Below are 20,145 nucleotides of genomic sequence, written 5' to 3'. Positions count from 1 at the left end.
AATTTTTACTTGTAATACATTTTTTAACTAATTTTGGTTAAGTTAGTTAAAAAGGCATTATTTTTAATGAGCATATTGACATATAAATATCCCTCATTTTTAAAATAGAAATTTTTAAAAACTATATATAGGTTCTTTTTGAAAGGAAGGGTATTATCAATTGAAACCACATGAAAAAGTACCTGTTCACTCTATAAAATCTTTGCAGGAATTAATGCAATTACTAAAAAAATCTAAAGATTTTATAACGTTGGAGATCGCTTCAAACAAATCCTCTATAGTCATTTCATATTTTAGAACCTTAATCGATGTAAATATATTTCATGAAGAGGTTTTAACTTATATAAAAGAGAAGAGCTGCGATTCATTACAAGATATTCGGTCTGTCTTACCCTTTGAAAATTCAAAAATAACAAATCAAATTGAAGATATTCAGGATAGTATTTTAAATGGCTATATACTTATTCAGTTCGATACAGATAAACTAAATTGTTTGTTAGTAAATGTGTCAAAGAAAGAAAAAAGGGATATTACAAAAGCTGAAATTGAATACAATATTGTGGGTCCGCAAATCGCATTTGTCGAAGATTTAGATGTAAATTTAAATTTAGTACGTAGAAAGCTCCCAACACCTTATTTACAAATGAAGGAATTGAAAGTAGGCTCTCTCTCTAACACAACTGTTGCGATTGTATTTATTGAGGGAATTGTAAATGATCAAAATCTACAAGAAATTATAAAAAGGGTAAGTCAAATAAAAACAGACCATGTTTTGGATAGTACTTATTTGATGCAGTTAATTGCAGACAACCCGAATTCTATATTCCCTCAATTTTTGAATACAGAACGTCCGGACCGTGTGGCAGCTGTATTAGCAGAAGGGAAAATTGCACTTTTTGTAGATGGCTCGCCTTATGCCATCACTCTTCCAACAACATTAATTGATTTTTTTTCTACGACAGAAGATTACACCATGCCTTGGATTATAGCCTCTTTTTTTCGTCTATTAAGGCTTTTTGCTTTTATATTTTCTGTCTTAACGACGCCATTATATGTCTCGATCTTAACATATCATTACGAGCTTATCCCAAAAGAACTTCTAGAAACGTTAATCATATCGAGAAGTAAAGTACCTTTTCCTCCATTAATTGAAGCACTTTTTTTAGAAATAACGATTGAATTACTGAGAGAAGCAGGGGCACGTTTACCAACTAAAGTGGGTTTAACTGTCGGTATCGTAGGTGGTATTGTAATTGGACAAGCATCGGTAGAAGCAAGTCTTACAAGTAACGTACTTATTATCATTGTTGCACTTTCAGCTCTTAGTTCATTTACAGCACCAATATATCGAATTGGTAATACAATTCGAGTAATTCGTTTTCCTTTTATAATATCTGCACACCTATTGGGCTTATTAGGAATTGTTTTAACAAGTTCTTTCCTTTTAGTACGCTTATTACGTACAGAATCATTAAGACGTCCTTATTTGTTCCCTTTTTATCCTACACGTCCTACAGATTGGAAAGACAGCATTATACGTATGCCAATCTCAGCGATGTTTCGACGTCCTATTTTTTCAAGGTCTAAACAGCGTTTTCGCTTTAATCCAGAAGAGGTAGAGAAAAATAAAATCATATCACGAAATGATTTTGATGATTGAATTTAACAGGGAGGAGCATTATGAAACAGATCCCAATTGAGTATCAAGTCTCGCCATATATGGTATTTTTTTTAATTATTACTATACAGTTGGGAGTTGGTATGCTTGGTTTTGAAAGGATTAGTGCAAAATTAGTTGGAAATGATGCGTGGATTAGCACGCTACTTTTTGGAATATCTGTTAATGTTATGATTTGGATCATATATCAGATTTTAAATCAGGGTAATGGAGACATCATTGCAATCAATCAAAACGTACTTGGAAAATGGATTGGTGGATTGCTCAACTTCATTTTTTTATCCTATATTGTATTGTTAGGTGCAACAACACTACATACTTATATCGAAGTAGTACATGTTTGGATGTTTCCTTCAATTTCATCTTGGGTTATAGCAGGGGCTTTTTTGGGTCTATGTTATTACATTGTTACTGGAGGATTTCGTGTAGTTGCCGGAATCGGCTTCTTTGGAATCGTTATCCCAAGCATTCTAATCTTCACATTTTTTTATCCTTTGCAGTATGCAGATTTCCAGAATTTATTTCCAATTGCACAGCATTCATTCCTAGAAATTATGAAAGGAATGAAAGGAAATATGTTTAGTTTTTTTGGATTTGAAATGTTATTGCTGTACTACCCATTTATTAAAAAGGCAAAAACGTCTCAAAAATATGCGCACTATGCAAATTTAGTAACGACTATTGTCTACACATACCTTATGATTTTAACTCTTGCATTTTTTAGTGAAAAACAACTAGCGAGTGCGATATGGGCATATTTAAGCATGATTAAAATTATACAATTTCCCTTTATAGAGCGGTTTGAATACATTATTGTTTCTGTTTGGGCTTTTTTTATATTACCCAATGTTTCCTTTACATTATGGGGAGTAAGTCGTGGTATAAAAGAGGCACTGGGAATAAAGCAAAAATATGTTTTGCCAGTTATCATCCTATTCATCTTTGTTTTATCATTTTTCTTGAATAATCGTAATAAAATTAACTTATTAAATACTTGGACAGGTCAAATGGGCTTTGTATATATATATGTATACCTACCTGTACTATGGCTAATTCAAACGGCCAAAATAAAGTTAAGGAGATAAACATGAAGCGATGGATACTTTTCCTTATATTAAGTGTCTTCTTAATAGGTTGTGCTAAAACGAAAATTGTGGATGACATTGACTTAGTTCAAGTTGCGGCATATGATACCGAAGCAGACGGTAAGCTAAAAGGAACCTTTGCGATTTCAGCTTATAAAGGAGGCGGGGAAGGTGAAACAAAAATCTATTCAGCATCAGGCCAGACTGGTAGAGAAGTTCTTGCAAGAGCATCCGAAAAATCTTCTGGACCTCTAGAGTTGGGGCAATTGCGTGTTATTATATTTAATGAAAAAATAATTGAAAAGGGAATGCAGGAAATTTTAGAGACTTTGAACCGAAATCCTAGTGTAGGAAATGCAATTTATTTAGCAATTACAAATGTAAAAGGGGAATCACTATTAAAGGGGAACTATTCTAAAGAAAAAGAAATTGCTTCCTATCTATCCTCTTTACTGGAGCAAAATATGGACAATGGAACGCAGCCCAAAACAAATTTTTTTATGTTTTTAAACCAACTTAATGATGATGCGAGAGATTCCTATTTACCGATAATATCTAAAAAAGGTAACGTGTTGGAGTTAGATGGAATAGCACTTTTTAAAAGATGTAAAATGGTTGATAAAGTGAACCCTAAAGATTTATTTGTATTTAAATTGTTGACAGATAATTTTAAACAAGGTACATACCAATTCAAACTACCTGGTTCTTCAAATACTTACGCTACGATAGAGAATATAAAAGCTAGAACAAAATATAAGATGGAGGGGAATAGTAAGCATCCATTCGTAAATGCTCATATTCAAGTTAAAGCTGAAATTCAAGAATTTACAAAAACAAAAAATCTAGATAATCCTAAAGAAATAAAAAAATTAGAAAAAATTATGGAAAAAGAAATAGAAAAAAAAGCAACTACATTGATAAAGAGATTTATTAAAAAAGACACAGATCCTATAGGACTTAGAAAGCTTGGTAGAACTCACGTAAGAAAATGGAACAGTCAAGAATGGGAAGAATCCTATAAAGATTTACGTTTTCGTGTAACAGCTGATGTAAAAGTAACCCAATCTGGTGTCACAGAATAAATCAAATAAGATATGGGAAATTTTAATAAAAAATATAGTCTCGCAGGAGATTAGGGAGAAGAGAAACGATTAACAAAGAATTTCATAAACATTAAGATGCTTTGTTAATCGTTTTTATACCTGTAGCTTTATCACTTATAGTAATCATAATTATAATAAAAGAACAACGAAACAAATTCCCGATACCACATAATTATAAGAGGACAATAAAGCATCAAGATATAATGTATGCTTTGTCTGGAAAAAAGAATTAAATACTTCAAGGTTAAACACTTAACTTTAAAATAGTAAATTCGTTGCTTGTAGCACTTCAACTAGACTGTGTCCCCGAAAGTTAGAAAGGTCGGTTTGTTAAGTAGCCTCTAGGGAATGAGCCTAGTACAATACCGGATTCATTCCCTTTTATTTTTCCTTGATTCTTTCATGATTATAGTACTTTATATACTTTGCTAATTCTTGTTTGAATTCTGTTATACTTTCAAATTCTCTCGATACAGAAATAGACATACAAAAACGCCATTCTTTCTTATAAATCTACAGAAAGAATGGCGTATTCTTCAAAAGTGAGTTCCTTTATTGAAAAGCTTTAGTTCTATATGACAGATAAAAGGGCAAGCAACGCTAAAATAGCGAGAAGTCCTTGTTTCATGATAATTGATTTATTGGATGTGAGACCTCCGAAAATAGCTGCTACCCCACACAAATGATGAAAAATAATTGAATCATATAACCAATGGGATTGTTTCCAAGTATAAGTCCCCAAATGAGGCCAGCTGCTAAGAATCTATTATATAAACCGTTTACAAATTAATTGTCTAAGTATTTCTAAGTTTAAAGAGTGCAGTGTCTTCGTTTTTTATTGAATTAACTTTTACATGTTGGTTCAATATTTTCTATTCTCTTGGAACTTAGTTCTCGTTTACTTCTCACAAAAGCAATAAAATCTATTATCTCTTCTGTTGACAGTGCTTCTCCATCTACTAAAAGTGTTGCATCTGGATCGTTTAGGAGTCTTGTAATATCAATTACATCTTTGTTTTGATGTGAATGTTCAATTCGACCTAATATATAATCTACAGATGTATCAAATAAATCGGCTATTTTAGATAAAGATTGTAATGAAGGTAATCTATAACCATTTTCATAACCAGCATAGGTGCTTTTCGCAATCCCAAGTCGATCTGCTGTCTCTTGTAAGGACCATTTTTGATTTTTTCTTAATTTAGATAAACGTTCCAGCATTCGTCTCATACCCCATCTAATTTTATTAAATTAATTATAGCATAGAAAAAGAATCAAGAATAGAAAAAAAGTACGCGTATTGAATACAAAATCTTGATTAATTCAAATTAAGTTCTATAATGATAAATATAAATACGCATTACGCGAACGATATATCGTTGTTTATTTTATGGAGGGGTTGTGTATGAAGAAAATTTTATTACTTGCAACTGGTGGGACAATTGCATCTGTGGAGGGGAATGAGGGGCTTGTTCCAGGATTGTCTGCTGAGGAATTATTGAATTATTTTTCGAAGTCTTCTCGAAACTTAGAAATAGATTGCAAAATCTTAATGAATATTGATAGTACCAATATGCAACCTGAGCACTGGAAAGAAATAGCTAATGCTGTTTTTAATCACTATGATGACTATGACGGGTTTGTGATTACACATGGAACGGATACGTTAGCTTATACATCTTCCGCGTTATCTTATATGCTGCAAGGTTTAAGAAAACCAGTTGTTTTAACAGGTTCACAAGTACCTATTAGTTTTAAAAAGACAGATGCAAAGAAAAATGTAGCTGATGCTCTTAGATTTGCCTGTGAGGATGTTGGCGGTGTGTTTATTGTTTTTGATAGTAGGGTGATTATTGGGACGAGAGCAGTTAAAATGCGAACAAAAAGTTATGATGCATTTGAAAGTGTGAATTATCCATATGTTGCGGAGGTAAATGAAGATGAAGTGAAATATCATTGGAAGCCAACGTCCTCCCATAATGAACTTTCAATAAATACTAATTTATGTACGGATGTTTTTCTTATGAAATTGTATCCAGGTACAAAACCAGAGATATTTGATTGTTTAAAAGATTTGTATAAAGGAATTATTATTGAAAGTTTTGGAAACGGTGGATTACCTTTTGAAGGAAGGAACTTGCTTTCGAAAATTCAAGAGTTGACTGAAATGGGGATTGCTGTAGTGATTACTACTCAATGCCTGGAAGAAGGAGAAGACATACTTCTCTATGAAGTAGGACGGAAAGTGGCACAACATCAAGTAATATTGTCTGGAGATATGAATACGGAAGCCATCATAGCAAAATTGATGTGGGCGCTTGGGAAAACTAATAAATTAGAAGAGATTAAAAAAATTATTGAAGAGCCTTTAGCCTACGATTTAACAATAAAATCTGATAAGGATTGGTAATGACTTCATATGATTTATTTAGGTTTTACATTTAATATGGAGGAGAAATTAAAATGGCAATGACAAACAAGAACGTGCGAGTGGAGAATGATTTTTTGGGAGGAAAGGAATTACCTATTGAGGCATATTACGGAATTCAGACTTTACGCGCTGTTGAAAATTTCCCGATTACAGGGTACAAAATTCATGAAAGTTTAATTAGAGCGTTCGCAATTGTAAAAAAAGCAGCAGCGCTTGCTAATACAGATGTAGGAAGATTGGAATTGAACAAGGGTGGCGCGATCGCAGAAGCTGCTCAAGAAATTCTTGATGGAAAATGGCACGATCATTTCATCGTCGATCCAATCCAAGGCGGAGCAGGTACTTCAATGAACATGAATGCAAATGAAGTCATTGCCAATCGTGCTCTTGAATTATTAGGAATGGAAAAGGGAGACTATCATTATATTAGTCCAAATAGTCATGTGAACATGGCGCAATCAACAAATGATGCATTCCCAACGGCGATTCATATCGCAACGTTAAATGCATTAGAAGGCTTATTACAAACGATGGGTTATATGCATGATGTATTTGAATTAAAAGCAGAACAGTTTGACCATGTTATTAAAATGGGGCGTACACATTTACAAGATGCGGTGCCAATTCGTCTTGGACAAGAGTTTAAAGCATACTCTCGCGTACTTGAACGTGATATGAAACGAATTCAACAATCGCGTCAACATTTATATGAAGTAAATATGGGGGCAACTGCAGTTGGTACAGGCTTAAATGCAGATCCAGAATATATTGAAGCAGTTGTAAAACATTTAGCTGCAATTAGTGAACTACCGCTTGTTGGTGCAGAAGATTTAGTAGATGCGACGCAAAATACGGATGCTTATACTGAAGTATCTGCAGCACTTAAAGTATGTATGATGAATATGTCTAAAATCGCGAATGACCTTCGCTTAATGGCATCAGGTCCACGTGTTGGCTTAGCGGAAATTATGTTACCAGCTCGTCAACCAGGTTCATCTATTATGCCAGGGAAAGTAAACCCTGTTATGCCAGAAGTTATTAATCAAATTGCGTTCCAAGTAATAGGTAATGATCATACAATTTGCCTTGCTTCAGAAGCAGGACAATTAGAATTAAACGTGATGGAACCAGTACTTGTTTTCAACTTACTGCAATCGATTAGCATTATGAATAACGGTTTCCGTGCCTTTACAGATAATTGCTTAAAAGGAATTGAAGCGAATGAAGAGCGCTTAAAAGAGTATGTTGAGAAAAGTGTAGGAATTATTACAGCTGTGAACCCTCATATTGGTTATGAAGCAGCAGCTCGCGTTGCGAAAGAAGCAATCGCGACAGGGCAATCCGTTCGAGAACTTTGTGTGAAAAATGGTGTATTGTCACAAGAGGACTTAGAATTAATTCTAGATCCATTCGAAATGACACACCCAGGGATTGCAGGAGCAATTCTTTTAAAGAAAAATTAAAAGAAGAGGGGGGACAAGTCCCTCCTCTTTGTTTACAATATAGGGATGTTATACGTGAATAGAGGTAGGGAGATTATAAGTAAGTATACAGTGGCGTTTAATGGTTCATAGAAACAACATTAAGAGGAGCAGAAATATGATCAACACCACTTTTAAATAAAGAGGATTTATTAAAATATCCTATCATGTTAACAACAAGTTTACATGAATCTTTATAAATAACTATGACCAACCATGAATCAATAGTTGGCCATAATGATCTTAAAGACCCATATCTTTTAATCCAGGACTATGCTCATTTGGTATTTCAGGAAGTTCTGGTACAGGAAAACCTTTTGGCGGGTCAGTTACTGCTAATGTTCCTTTGTTTCTACTTGGTGATTCACCTTGGAATATTTCTCCCATTCTTGTTGGATCTAAACTAAAATTAAATTGTGCGTTATGGAATCCCATGTCTACATACTTTCTGCACTCTGGGTATTTATTAATATCATAGTTGGGCACAGGGAAGAGTTTCCCCCATTCAACACCCAATGTCTCTAAAGCTTTTGCGAAAGCATTTTGATGTGCATTATCACGTACAATTAAAAATGCAAGTGTTTCTCTAAAAGTTTGATTGGAACTCATTTCATAAATTCTAGTTTTTTAAAGTACACCTCTTTTAAGTTAGTTAACATTGTTATCGTGTCCGCTGTTTGGTTACTTAATACTTTAATTCATGTTTTTATCAATTAATTATTATCTCAAAATGAAAAATTTTTGAAAATAACTATTTTAGATGTGAGATGAAAATAGGGGATAGATACTTAGCATTTAATAAAAAAAGATAAGATTACGAAATGTAATCTTATCTTTTCATTAAGAATAATGAATTGTAGCTTCAAGGCTTCAGAATGACTTTTATACAATCATCTTCACGATTATTAAAAATTTGATAACCGTAGCTCGCTTCTTCAAGGGGGATTTTGTGTGTAATAATCTCTTTTGGATCAAATTCTTTATTTGTTATTTTTTTAAATAGTTCTGGCATAAAATGAATGACAGGTGCTTGTCCCATTTTAAGATTAATATTTCTAACCCAAAATGCTCCGAGTGGAAATGCATTATAATTGCCACCATAAACGCCAGTCATTTGAACCGTTCCATATTTTCTTACGGCTTTCGTAGCTATTTGAATAGGGCCGAGAGTTCCGCCTTGTAATTTCAATTTTTGTTCCAGAAATTCTAGTGGCGATTTTTTTCCATCCATCCCCACACAATCAATAACTACATCGGCACCACCATGAGTAATTTCCTTTAAATGTTCTCCCATATCGGGGAATTTTGTAAACTCAAATACCTCAACATTGTTAATCTTTTTTGCATAATTCATCCGATAATCTAAGTAATCCACTGCAATTACACGTTTAGCACCTTGCATCCAAGCAAATTTTTGTGTCATTAATCCAACAGGTCCACAACCAAGGACGATAACAGTATCACCTGGCTTAACGCCTGCGTTTATTACACTCCAATAGGCTGTAGGTAAAACATCTGATAAAAATAGTAGGGATTCATCTTCAAGCTCGCATGATTCCGGTATAACAAATGGAGTGAAATTGCCAAATGGAACTTTTAAATATTCTGCTTGTCCGCCTGGATGATTACCAAATTTCTCCGTATAACCAAAGTATCCACCAGAATCGTAATGAGGATTTGAGTTATCACATTGACTTTCCATTTCATGTTGGCAATAGAAACAATGTCCACAAGAAACGTTGAAGGGGATGACAACACGATCGCCTTTTTTCACTTTAGTGACATCTGGCCCGACTTCTTCAACGATTCCCATTGGTTCATGGCCGATAATGTATCCTTGAGGTAAGGGCATGTTACCTTGATATAAATGTAAATCAGAACCGCAAATAGCGGTTGAAGTAATTCTTACAATAATATCATCTTTTTTCTCTAACTTTGCATCATCAACTTGTTTAACTTGTACTTGATTTGGTCCTTGATAGGTTACAGCTTTCATCTCATATCTCCTTTTGGATTATGTCTCAAAACATAATTTTATTTAATCTCTTGGTGAAATAGAAATCTTTCTTTTATTTACTGAAGGGAATTAGGAAGTATACATAGTGTTGTTATGAAAGTATGTTATATCAGTTATTCTTTCTTATATGTTTTGCCCTACTTTAAGAAAAAAATCAATTTTTATTCATAATCTAATTCCCATAAAAAGGATAATTATTATTTCATAATTTGTAGCATATTAAAAACATCGGAGGTGAAATAAGATGGCAAACAATAATAGTGGAAGTCGTAATGAATTGTTAGTTCGAGGTGCTGAACAAGCTCTTAATCAAATGAAATATGAAATTGCACAAGAGTTTGGTGTACAACTTGGTGCAGATACAACAGCTCGTGCAAACGGATCTGTTGGTGGCGAAATTACAAAACGTTTAGTAGCAATGGCAGAACAACAACTTGGTGGTAGAGCTAACCGCTAAGTAAATTGGCTTAAAATATAGCAAATATGTAAATCAATTTCTTTTGTGTATTCATAAAAATAAAAAACCTTATATTAAACAGATACTCACTCAAAGATTATTGATAATCTTCTTTCATAATCTTTGAGTATTTAATTTGTAAACTACTTTCCTAAACAATAAACACGCGGTGTTGGAAAGGTGTTTTCCATGCATAGTAGAAAATCTTTTGCAGGAAAAAGCATACTTAAAAATTTGATTTCAATATTGAAATCAATATTTATTATGATATTTTCGAAAGGTAGGAATTTAAAAATGGGTATATTAAGTGGAAATCCTCAAAATGAACCGTTACATTACGGTGAAGTATTTGACATTTGGAGCTATCTTCTTGCTGCACAGGGTGCGATTGCAAGCCATCAAGTATTTATGAATCATACAGGTGATGAAGACTTGAAGAAGTTTTTAGAAGGCTTAATTGAAAATGATATGAATTCGGAAATAGAAGAATTAAAAGCTCTTTTAAAGATTAATGGGGTCGCTTTACCGCCTGCTCCTCCAGAACGACCAGTTGCATCTATCGAAGACATTCCTCCGGGAGCACGTATTAATGATGTTGAAATTGCTGCTGCTGTTTCTGCAGGATTAGCAGCTGGACTTGTGACATGTAGTCAAGTGATGGGAAAATGTCTTCGAGAAGATGTAGGGATGCTATTTGGCCAATTTCATATGAAAAAAGCGCAGGCAGGTGTAACTCTGCTACGTTTAAGTAAGAAAAAAGGGTGGGTAGTTCCACCTCCGTTACATGTAAGAAATTCTGATCAAGCTTAATAAACAAAAATAAAAAAGTGGCATTGGCCACTTTTTTATTTTTTAGATGTATCCTCAAGCTTGGATTTATTTATTGTGGAAGAATCTATATATTCATCTGATATTTCCATAGCATATTTATCATGATGAATATGATTGCGATTTTTTAATTCATCGTCGTTACGTAGCACTAGCCTCTTCATATAAATATGGAAGAAAACTTCTGTTCCACCAATAATTAAAGCGGCTATAAATGAAGAAAGTCCAATGTTACGAGTAGCATCTAAATTAGTAAACAAGGATGTTAGTAACCAAGTTCCGAAAAAGCTTAAGCCGAAATCTGCCATTGTAGCAATCATATTTCCGTATTTAGGTAAAATGAAGAGGTCTCCGATTAAATAGGCAGCTCCCGTAAGAAAAAGAGAAATTAGTAATACTCTAGGAATTGAAATGCCTTGAAAGATACTGAGCATGATTAGCAATACTGCAGTTATCGCTGTGTATTTAATTAATAAGGCAACAATATGTTTCATCATTTTCCTCCATTGTTTAAACGTATATGGAATACAATATTTCATTAAAAACGGATTATGCTTTTATATAGCGTAACCCGTTTTAATCACCCCTTAATGGTAAGAAGTACAACCTGGGTAAGAAGCAGGCTTATACTATGGATAGTATTTGCGGAATATCGAGCTTTATTCATAAAGGGTAGTTCCATTCTTATAATAGAGATGTTGCCTAAGTACAGTGTTTTTTCATATTAAACTTAATATTCGTTGGTGTTTTAATTCATTAATATAAAAATAAACAAAGTATTTCCGCATTTAATGCATCTTTTTATCTATATATTTTCCGTAATCAGGTACAGCAATTTTATCAAATTCTTGAACGAGTGTTTTGAGGCTTGTTCATAGCAATTCACCTGACATTGGTATCCCATGTCCAGTAATAGCGACTAGAGGCTTTAATTCTTCTAATTTAATGACTGATTCTTTAGCTGCTTTCCAGTCTGTTGTTAAATAACGAGGGGGTCCGCTTATTTCCTGTTCTTGAGTTATTACTTTATACAGATACTCCTGTTTCACTGTAACAAAAGCGTCCCCAGCAATTAAAGTTCGGTCTTTCTCTCTGAATAATGAAATATGCCCAGGAGTATGCCCTGATGTATGAATCCATCTAAAATCTGGCATATGGGGAACAGTTCCATCGGTAGGTAGTGCTTTTACGCTATTTCCTAAATCAATCGGTTCATTAGGGAACAGGGGAGACATTTTCGCTACCATACCACCTTCAACTGTAGGGTCTGGTTCTGGATAGCTTTGTTGTCCAGTCAAAAACGGTATCTCCATTTGATGGGCATAGACTGGAACATCCCAATATTTAATGAGTTCAATTATTCCTCCAACATGATCAAAATGCCCATGAGTTAAAATAATTGCTTTTGGGCGACTATTGGTACCAAATCGATCTTCAGCGATAGAGATAATTTCATTTGCACATTTAGGCATTCCAGCATCAACTAAAACAAAATCATTGGTCTGAGGATTTCCAACAAAGCATATATTGACGATTTGAATCGTGTAACAAAATAAATCAGGTAATACTTCGAGGCCATGACCACTTTCAATTGAAGTTGCTGGAATAAACTTGTAATCACTTCCATAATTCATTTCCTTGTTCACCTTTTGTCCCCCTTAATATGTTTCAATACGACATTATAGTTCCCTAATTTCTCAAATCCATTTTGGGGGATTTGAGAAAAGAATTAGTGGGGATTACAAAAAACAAAAATTAAGGTGGAGACATATCGATTTATATAAAGTGCAAACAGAAAATATTGATTTCACAAGTGTAGTTTTTACTATTTTTTGAGGAGGGGTTATGAGTTAATAAAAGGTTCATCTGAATATTTTAACGTAGGTTTATAAAGAATACAGAACAGTTTCTAATAGAAATTCATTAAATGAGGCGATTACTTGTACCGATGCTTTTCATAATCAAAGGATATTTAAGTTTTGTGATGTAATTGAGATTGATTAAATTATGCTTTTCAATAGCTATTAACAGCCCGTTCAGTGATACTAATATCTCTTACTAGCTATATGATATATTCTATTTTTTATCTAACTAACGCTCTTAGTGTAGCTGGTGTCCTTGCATTGAGTACTTCATGGTTTTTATTCATTTTCACATGTTTCATCCGAAAGAAAAACGGAAATCCCTTCTTTATTAGAGATAGGAAATTCCGGTTCATCTTTTTTATAAACAGTTCAATTGTATTTCAAATTCACATGATGATTCGGTAAATCACCTTGGATAAAGTAGGCTTTATTGATAGCGAATCTGTATTTCTTGATTGATTACCGCCTATTCCTCATACATCATTTTCCTCGTCATTCCACCGTCTACGACAAGGTTTATACCTGTAACAAAATCATTTTCGCTGGCTGTTAAATACAGACAGGCTCGTGCAATATCATCTGGTGTTCCTACACGCTTTGATAGGTGCTGTTCATGATCAATTTTACTTAATTTTGAATAATCTCCTGTTTCAATCCAACCTGGGGAAATAGCATTCACGGTAATCCTATCTTCGCTAAATGAGGCTGCGAGCGCATGTGTAATAGCAACGATCCCACCTTTTGTGGCAGCATAAGATTCTGAATTTGGCTCAGACATAATCGCCCTTGTAGAGGCAATATTCACGATAGATCCACCTTCTTTGTTATGACGCATATACTTTGCTGCTTCACGTGAACCCAAGAAAACGCTTCTTAGGTTTGTGCTTATTACATCGTCCCATTCTTCTAGCGAAATATCGTAAGGAGACTTGAATAACTCTTTTCCTGCATTATTAATTAAAATATCTATCTGACCGTATGTTTGATTAGCTACTTCCATTAATCGAATAATATCTGTTTCCAGCCTTACATCTGTTTGTACGAAAAGTGCTTCTTTACCCTGTTCTTTCATCTTAGTAACTGTTTTTGCACCTGCTTTTTCGTCTATATCTGCTAAAATAACATTGGCCCCTTTTTCTGCATAATGTAAAGCAATTCCTCTCCCGATTCCATTTCCAGCCCCTGTTATGATCACTGATTTATTAGAAAAATCCATTGTAATTACACTCCTTTTAAAAAAATATAACGTCTTTATTTTTTAATATAACATACAAAAATTATCCTTCTGCATAAGCAATAGTTAATTGATTATGCCAGTATTTTTATTCTTCACTAATAAAAGGAGTAATTATCTTTTTTTCATAAGAAGATAACACAATATTCGTTGATGGCGTACCATATTGCATTGAATCATCAATAAATTGTTCTAAACTTTCTACAGAATGTGTTGCTATTTTGACAATATAGCTAATTTCTCCTGCTACTCTGTAACACTCAAGTACATCTGGATGATTGTAGCAAAAGTTAGATAATGATTTACAATTTGTTGATTTAAACAGTATAAGTGCAGAAATTGGACGATTTATTTTTTTTAGAGAAACATGTGCATGGTAACCTTCAATAATTTGTTGTTCCTCTAACTTTCGTACTCGCTCAGTTACTGACGGGGAAGATAAGTGAACCGCTTCCGCTAAATCCTTCATTGAAATTTTTGCATTTGACTGTAATAGTCCCACGATTTTTTTATCAATTTGATCCATAAATTATCCAACCTTTTTTTATAAAATAGAATAACCTAAATTCTTTATAAAATAAAGAAAAACAATCAAATATCCTTATTGAACTTATTTATCAGCCTTCTATACTTCTATAAAATAAGGGTAGAAGGAGGCGGTTTACGATATGAAAAAGATTTTATTATTATTAGCTGACGGGTTTGAAGCAGTAGAAGCTAGTGTATTTACAGATGTACTAGGCTGGAATAAATGGGAGGGAGATGGATCAACCGAGGTCGTAACAGTTGGTCTTCGGAATAAATTAACTTGTACTTGGAATTTTACTGTCATACCGGAAAAAACGGTTGATGATATTCAATTAGATGAATTTGATGCACTAGCTATTCCAGGAGGATTTGAAGAGGCTGGTTTTTATCGGGATGCATACAGTAGAGAATTCTTACATGTTATTCAACATTTTTATGCCAAGCAGAAGCCTATTGCCAGTATTTGTGTTGCATCATTAACGCTTGGAAAAAGTGGAATTCTTGTAGGTAAAAAAGCTACCACATACAGTCATCCAACGAGTAAACGAAAAGAGCAGTTAAAGAATTTCGGTGCAATCGTACAAAATGATTTAATAGTACAAGATGGAAATATTATTACATCATCAAATCCAGGCACAGCTTTTGATGTTGCGTTTTTATTACTTGAAAAATTAACATCTAAAAAGAATGCTGAACATGTAAAGGATCTTATGGGATTTTAGGCATTTATCTTCTTATGAGTTTTTGATGCTTGCTAGAAGTAATGTGAAAAGTCGCCGTGCTCTAGTTCTATTTGCTGAACCCGAGGAAAAAGAAAAAGGGTTTGATTATTACAATACTTATAATAGGAGAATTTTTATGATTATAACACTTTTCACATATATTTTGTTAGGTTTATCTTTAGCAATACCCGCAGGTGCTATGACAGTCCAAATGACTAAACAAGGAATGAGAAATGGTTTCGTACATGGTTGGTTTGTAGGTATAGGAGGAATGACTGTAGATTTATCTTTAATAGTCCTGATTTATCTAGGGTTCTCTAGTGTATTAACCAATCCATGGGTAGAAACAGTTATGTGGCTCCTAGGTTTTATATTTTTAATGTTTATTGGAATAGAAAGCATTAAAGAAGCAAAGTCGGAAGTTAACATAGATGGAGAAGATCCTAATAAATCTTTATTATCAGCTTATTTATCTGGTTTTATGATTGCTATATCACCGGCTAATATTGTATTTTGGATAGGGGTCTTTGGCCCGGTTCTCGTTTCTTCATTAGGTAATGCAAGTACATCTACATTTATATTAATAGCTGTAGGTATTTTATTAGGTATCTTTATGCATGATATGATCTTATTAAGCTTTGTTCATTTTACTAGACGTTTTCTAAATCCAACCTTTATTAAAAGAGTATCTATATTTGCCGCAATAGTCCTATTCGGATTTAGTGGTTATTTTGGTTACGAGTTTATAAAACAAGTAATGACTTTTATCTCAAAAGCATAGTTCTTATAAACTTAAATAGGGTGGTTATAAGGTAAATGAAAAAGATACGTATTTTAAACGTAACGTAATTGTAAATATGTTATATCACGTAGGCAACCCCTTAGGAATTCATTGATTCCTGAGGGGTCTTTAAATTCTTTACACGTCGTAGCCTTTAGAAAAAGAAACGACATCCACTATAATTGATGTTGTATGAGCTAACAAAACAAAATTCCCCCTAATGTTAATGTACAGAGATAATAAAGTTATTCAACAATTGGGCCAGATTGTGAAATAAGAAAGGACTCTTGAGGATCATTCTTGAAGTTGTAAGTTAATCCTTTAAAGGGGAAATCGGAGTTAAGATTAAAAGGTAGAATCATGAAAGGGGTATTCCTGTATGTTACCAAAGGATAAACCTGGACAAATTGTTATTATGAACGGTACTCCTAGATCTGGGAAATCCAGCATCACCACTGTAATCCAGAGCACGTTTAAAGGTGTGTGGATGAACTTAGGAGTAGATGGGTTCATGCAAATGACCCCAGAATGCTATCAGCCAGGTATTGGGTTACGCCCTGGTGGCGAGCGACCCGATATTGAGCCCTTGGTTATACTTATGTATAAAGCCATGTATGAGTCTATTGCTGCACATAGTCGTTTAGGGATAAACGTCGTAGTTGATGTTGGTCATCATGACAATTATTCCGTCCCATGGAGAATTCTGCCCGAATGTGCACGGATACTAAAGGGACTGCCAGTTATGTTTGTGGGGGTACATTGTCCAATTGAAATTATTATGAAACGACGGATAGAAACATGGAAAGTTGGTTACTCAGAAGATGGTTCAATCCCATTACCAGTAAAACTATGGCAAGAGTCCGTCCATGAGCTCGGTATTTATGACTTAGAAATCGATACTTCTGTACTAACCCCTGAAGAGTGTGCTAATTTAATTCGCTTGAGGCTCGAAAATGGTCCACCCCCGACAGCATTTCAATTAATTGAACACATGGGAACTGGCTAATGCTTTGTTATGGCACGGATTACAGTATAAACCGCGGTTTTTCTATGAATCAGGTGATTATTTCACTCTGATATTGTAGAGCAATCTTCCATATAAAAGAAGCCGAATTTTCTACGCTAAGAAACTTTCGGCTTCAATTCGTTATAAGTTAGTTGCCACTTCGTTTTCTCCATATTCTTTCACTATTTTATAAAAAGTATTTTTCTTTAGTTTCAATAGCCTCGAACTTAACTCCCGTTAATTCTCCAATTTTTCACTTTGGATAAGTTTCTCCTTTAGTTCATGTGTTGGATGGAGTGTGAGGATCCAATCTTGCATTCCATTTTGTCATCTAATAATTTTTCTAAGATGGGGTAGTATCACATCACTATCAAGTTGAAAAATACGTTCTTCCTCAAAATGAAAAAATGAACTAAATTTCTATGGACAACTATGAAAGGATGAATTTTTTGTTTTGGGGATACTTCAAAATCTTAGGTTGATGGGCATGTATGGAGTGCTCCAAAATTGATCCTTCTAGTATTAGATATTATTTGCTTAAAAAAGCTTGCCATTAATGAAAATGGCAAGCTTTTTATCTCTATGAGTAATATTTAACTACATTAAATTAGAAATTAATTAGCTCGTTCTAATTTTTATAACAGTCGTAAGTGTAATGACTATTCTTTCCAAGGTGAATGTAAAACGCAATCACAGAAATTTTTGCGTTTAAAGCCTGGAAGAAGTAACGAGCAAACATCTGCTTTAATGTTTCCAAAAGTAGTTTCAGGTTTATGAGCGAAACCTTCAAGGAAAGCAGGAAGGATTTTTTGTTTGAAATTATCTCGAGGGAAAGCAGATACAACTTGCTCGCGAATTTCCTCTGAAATTTCGTCATATCCATCCCCCATAACATCGTATCCTACTCCAGAATAAATTAATGAAACTTGGGGTTCTTTATATTCAGCAATTCCAATCGTTGTGTGAAGTGCAATCGAATCCCAAACCAGTCTAATTGACTCATTATCCATGCCATGTTGTTGCAGAAAACTACGTGCAGCATTTGCACCATCTACTTCAAAACGTTTGTCTGGACTACTAAATTTCTTTGTAAGTCCAAGATCATGGAATAGAGCGCTAACATATAATAGCTCTTCGTCATACTTAAGATTAGCTTTTTTCCCTTGAAGAGCACCGAATAAGTAAACACGATTTGAATGATTCCAAAGTAAATCGTTACCATATTCACGAAGAATTTCTTGCGCCTCTACTGCTATTTTACTATCTGGAATTACTATACCTGCAACTGTTTTTTGCATATAAATTGCCTCCTATAAATAATTGATATTGTCCATTTTCTTGCTAGCTCATGAGCTTAACTTAATTATATAAAGCATCTATTATTTATCAATGTAATCATTTCTATCGTTTTCATAGAAATTATCTATGATTAAGGTTTCAATAAATCATAAAGAAACAAACTCAAATAACTATTTTTAACTTAAAAAATTTTGGCGCCTCCTATTTCACGAATTAAATTTATCCTTAATATATAAATGTTTTATGTACTCAAAATAATAGATGTCATCTATGTTAACTATAGAAATTATAGAATTGATTAATAGTTAACTGAGAGTTAAACTGAAGTTGCTTTACAAGATAGCAATACGAAATGATAAGTAACTTTAATAGATAAAAATCTCACGATAAGGGGTATATAAAGTATCTTGTAAAGCGTGGCTTTAAATGTAAAGATATCTGTATATATTTAGGTTAGAACTTAAAGGTAATCCTTTGAATCCATTATGCTTTTGCAAAAGAGGACTAGTGTGAAATGAAGTTATTTTCTTGTAGTGAATGGCTTTCATTATTCAATGTATATTAATAAAAAGTAATGAAAGCTTGTTTATGACAAAGCTTATATTATCAATGTTCGCTTTGCATTTTTTGGGAATCAGATGTTTTTTATTTCATTTAATTATTTGAAGGTGTTTTAGCTAGTCCGCTATTGCAAAGTAGATTGGAGGAATAATAAATGGAGGTTTTTCATTCTGGAGAGCGTACTGTACACGATTTACTAGGTGTACAAAAGATTGCAAACTCTGCAAGTACAATGATTCAACAGACACTCCCAAAGAAGTTCATGAATTTTCTCAATGGACAGAATTCATTCGTGATGTCTTCTATGGATCAAAGAGGAAGAGTTTGGAGTTCATTTTTAGCAGGAAATCCTGGTATCATACAAGCTATTGAAGCCGACATAGTTAAAATCAATACAAAAATAAACGAAGGTGACCCTTTATTTCTAAATATTTTACAACATAAAGAAGTAGGGATTTTAGTAATTGATTTTGCTTCCAGAATAAGAATACGAATAAATGGTAAGGTTTCGATAGTTTATCCAGATGGAAACTTTGAAATCAAAATTGAACAAGTATTCGGTAATTGTCCTAAATATATACAGGCGAGAAGATTCGAATATAAAGCTGTTGAAGAAATTGTAAATAAGAAACTTCATCCGCTTAACACTTTAAATAAAAAGCAACAGAATTGGATTAGTGAATCCGATACTTTTATTATTGCAAGTGCAAGTTCTGAGGGAAAGATGGACATTTCCCATAGGGGTGGGATGCCAGGATTTGTTCATGTCATTAATGAAAAATCAATTATATTTCCAGATTACTCAGGAAACATGTTGTTCAATACCTTAGGAAATATTGTTCAAAATCCCAATGTTGGGTTACTGTTTTTTGATTTTAATACTGGTGGTACATTACAAATCACAGGAGAAGCAAGTATCATTTGGAACATTGATCAAGATATTCTCTCAAAGTTCCCTGGTGCACAACGTTTAGTACAATTTCAAATAATTGAAGTACTTGAAGTACCTTGTTATGAATCTTATAATTGGGAGTTCTTGAATTATTCTACTTTCAATCCAAAATAGAAA

At 33.6% G+C, this 20,145-nt stretch carries 17 protein-coding genes and 6 pseudogenes; 12 read left to right on the top strand and 11 right to left on the bottom strand.

What is annotated here, in order from left to right; all coding sequences use genetic code 11:
* The first annotated feature begins 160 nt into the window (after positions 1-160).
* The 4 genes and pseudogenes from BHV55_RS15505 to BHV55_RS15490 form a co-directional block, all read left to right on the top strand.
* A complete protein-coding gene (locus BHV55_RS15505) occupies positions 161-1,660 on the top strand; it encodes a spore germination protein (RefSeq protein WP_000802290.1) in 1,500 nt (499 codons plus the stop codon).
* Between the two features lie 20 nt (positions 1,661-1,680).
* The gene (locus tag BHV55_RS15500; protein ID WP_000809694.1) at positions 1,681-2,763 is read left to right on the top strand and encodes a GerAB/ArcD/ProY family transporter; all 1,083 of its coding nucleotides are present in this window, start codon (positions 1,681-1,683) and stop codon (positions 2,761-2,763) included.
* Positions 2,764-2,765: 2 nt separating this feature from the next.
* Positions 2,766-3,845 carry a Ger(x)C family spore germination protein gene (locus BHV55_RS15495; protein ID WP_070756660.1) on the top strand — a complete coding sequence of 360 codons (1,080 nt, stop codon included), beginning with the start codon at positions 2,766-2,768 and terminating at the stop codon, positions 3,843-3,845.
* Positions 3,846-3,991: 146 nt separating this feature from the next.
* Positions 3,992-4,122, top strand: a pseudogene (locus BHV55_RS15490) (excinuclease ABC subunit C); the annotation flags it as partial.
* Positions 4,123-4,247: 125 nt separating this feature from the next.
* Here the strand turns inward: BHV55_RS15490 and BHV55_RS27905 are convergent.
* The 3 genes and pseudogenes from BHV55_RS27905 to ansR all read right to left on the bottom strand — a co-directional run.
* Positions 4,248-4,334, bottom strand: a pseudogene (locus BHV55_RS27905) (IS3 family transposase); the annotation flags it as partial.
* Between the two features lie 103 nt (positions 4,335-4,437).
* Positions 4,438-4,643 (bottom strand): annotated as a pseudogene (locus tag BHV55_RS27505) (DUF1304 domain-containing protein); the annotation flags it as partial.
* Between the two features lie 66 nt (positions 4,644-4,709).
* A complete protein-coding gene (gene ansR, locus BHV55_RS15475) occupies positions 4,710-5,087 on the bottom strand; it encodes an HTH-type transcriptional regulator AnsR (protein ID WP_000893567.1) in 378 nt (125 codons plus the stop codon).
* 184 nt (positions 5,088-5,271) lie between these two features.
* Here ansR and ansA point away from each other — a divergent pair, with 184 nt between their 5' ends.
* Positions 5,272-6,276, top strand: coding sequence for an asparaginase (gene ansA, locus BHV55_RS15470; RefSeq protein WP_000722299.1), 1,005 nt, complete (start codon positions 5,272-5,274; stop codon positions 6,274-6,276).
* 53 nt (positions 6,277-6,329) lie between these two features.
* Positions 6,330-7,760, top strand: a complete 1,431-nt coding sequence (gene aspA / locus BHV55_RS15465) for an aspartate ammonia-lyase (protein WP_065703755.1) — start codon at positions 6,330-6,332, stop codon at positions 7,758-7,760.
* 261 nt (positions 7,761-8,021) lie between these two features.
* Here aspA and BHV55_RS15460 read toward each other — a convergent pair.
* Both BHV55_RS15460 and BHV55_RS15455 read right to left on the bottom strand, forming a co-directional pair.
* Positions 8,022-8,405, bottom strand: a pseudogene (locus BHV55_RS15460) (manganese catalase family protein); the annotation flags it as partial.
* A 235-nt stretch (positions 8,406-8,640) separates the two neighbouring features.
* The gene (locus tag BHV55_RS15455) at positions 8,641-9,774 is read right to left on the bottom strand and encodes a zinc-dependent alcohol dehydrogenase (RefSeq protein WP_000649093.1); all 1,134 of its coding nucleotides are present in this window, start codon (positions 9,772-9,774) and stop codon (positions 8,641-8,643) included.
* A gap of 265 nt (positions 9,775-10,039) precedes the next feature.
* On the opposite strand from BHV55_RS15455, the gene sasP reads away from it, so the two are divergent.
* Entirely contained in the window at positions 10,040-10,252 is a 213-nt protein-coding gene (gene sasP, locus BHV55_RS15450; protein ID WP_070756658.1) for a small acid-soluble spore protein, SasP family, read from the top strand.
* A 294-nt stretch (positions 10,253-10,546) separates the two neighbouring features.
* Complete coding sequence (locus tag BHV55_RS15445; protein ID WP_002101091.1) at positions 10,547-11,062, top strand: DUF3231 family protein; 516 nt, start codon at positions 10,547-10,549, stop codon at positions 11,060-11,062.
* Between the two features lie 35 nt (positions 11,063-11,097).
* Here BHV55_RS15445 and BHV55_RS15440 read toward each other — a convergent pair whose 3' ends face one another.
* The 4 genes and pseudogenes from BHV55_RS15440 to BHV55_RS15425 all read right to left on the bottom strand — a co-directional run bounded on the left by BHV55_RS15440 (position 11,098) and on the right by BHV55_RS15425 (position 14,705).
* Complete coding sequence (locus BHV55_RS15440; protein ID WP_000680670.1) at positions 11,098-11,574, bottom strand: YndM family protein; 477 nt, start codon at positions 11,572-11,574, stop codon at positions 11,098-11,100.
* A gap of 294 nt (positions 11,575-11,868) precedes the next feature.
* Positions 11,869-12,726 (bottom strand): annotated as a pseudogene (locus tag BHV55_RS15435) (MBL fold metallo-hydrolase).
* A gap of 685 nt (positions 12,727-13,411) precedes the next feature.
* Positions 13,412-14,161, bottom strand: a complete 750-nt coding sequence (locus BHV55_RS15430; RefSeq protein ID WP_000347901.1) for a glucose 1-dehydrogenase — start codon at positions 14,159-14,161, stop codon at positions 13,412-13,414.
* A 106-nt stretch (positions 14,162-14,267) separates the two neighbouring features.
* Entirely contained in the window at positions 14,268-14,705 is a 438-nt protein-coding gene (locus BHV55_RS15425; protein WP_000372089.1) for an Lrp/AsnC family transcriptional regulator, read from the bottom strand.
* A gap of 142 nt (positions 14,706-14,847) precedes the next feature.
* Between BHV55_RS15425 and BHV55_RS15420 the strand changes: the two genes are divergently transcribed.
* The 3 genes from BHV55_RS15420 (at position 14,848) to BHV55_RS15410 (ending at position 17,216) form a co-directional block, all read left to right on the top strand.
* Complete coding sequence (locus BHV55_RS15420) at positions 14,848-15,429, top strand: DJ-1/PfpI family protein (RefSeq protein WP_000722336.1); 582 nt, start codon at positions 14,848-14,850, stop codon at positions 15,427-15,429.
* Between the two features lie 136 nt (positions 15,430-15,565).
* A complete protein-coding gene (locus tag BHV55_RS15415; RefSeq protein WP_000587494.1) occupies positions 15,566-16,210 on the top strand; it encodes a LysE family translocator in 645 nt (214 codons plus the stop codon).
* Positions 16,211-16,589: 379 nt separating this feature from the next.
* Positions 16,590-17,216 (top strand): chloramphenicol phosphotransferase CPT family protein, encoded by a 627-nt coding sequence (locus BHV55_RS15410; protein ID WP_070756656.1) that lies wholly within the window; start codon positions 16,590-16,592, stop codon positions 17,214-17,216.
* Positions 17,217-17,357: 141 nt separating this feature from the next.
* Here the strand turns inward: BHV55_RS15410 and BHV55_RS27770 are convergent.
* Together BHV55_RS27770 and BHV55_RS15405 are read right to left on the bottom strand one after the other, a co-directional pair.
* Positions 17,358-17,487 (bottom strand): annotated as a pseudogene (locus BHV55_RS27770) (recombinase family protein); the annotation flags it as partial.
* 388 nt (positions 17,488-17,875) lie between these two features.
* The gene (locus BHV55_RS15405; RefSeq protein WP_001174225.1) at positions 17,876-18,514 is read right to left on the bottom strand and encodes an HD domain-containing protein; all 639 of its coding nucleotides are present in this window, start codon (positions 18,512-18,514) and stop codon (positions 17,876-17,878) included.
* Positions 18,515-19,230: 716 nt separating this feature from the next.
* On the opposite strand from BHV55_RS15405, the gene BHV55_RS15400 reads away from it, so the two are divergent.
* Positions 19,231-20,142 (top strand): pyridoxamine 5'-phosphate oxidase family protein, encoded by a 912-nt coding sequence (locus BHV55_RS15400; RefSeq protein WP_065703763.1) that lies wholly within the window; start codon positions 19,231-19,233, stop codon positions 20,140-20,142.
* Positions 20,143-20,145: the final 3 nt, after the last annotated feature.

It is taken from the genome of Bacillus sp. RZ2MS9 (assembly GCF_001816185.2).
GTDB lineage: Bacteria > Bacillota > Bacilli > Bacillales > Bacillaceae_G > Bacillus_A > Bacillus_A cereus.
Note: the sequence above shows the minus strand (reverse complement) of the source record. Positions and strands in the feature narration are given on the sequence as shown.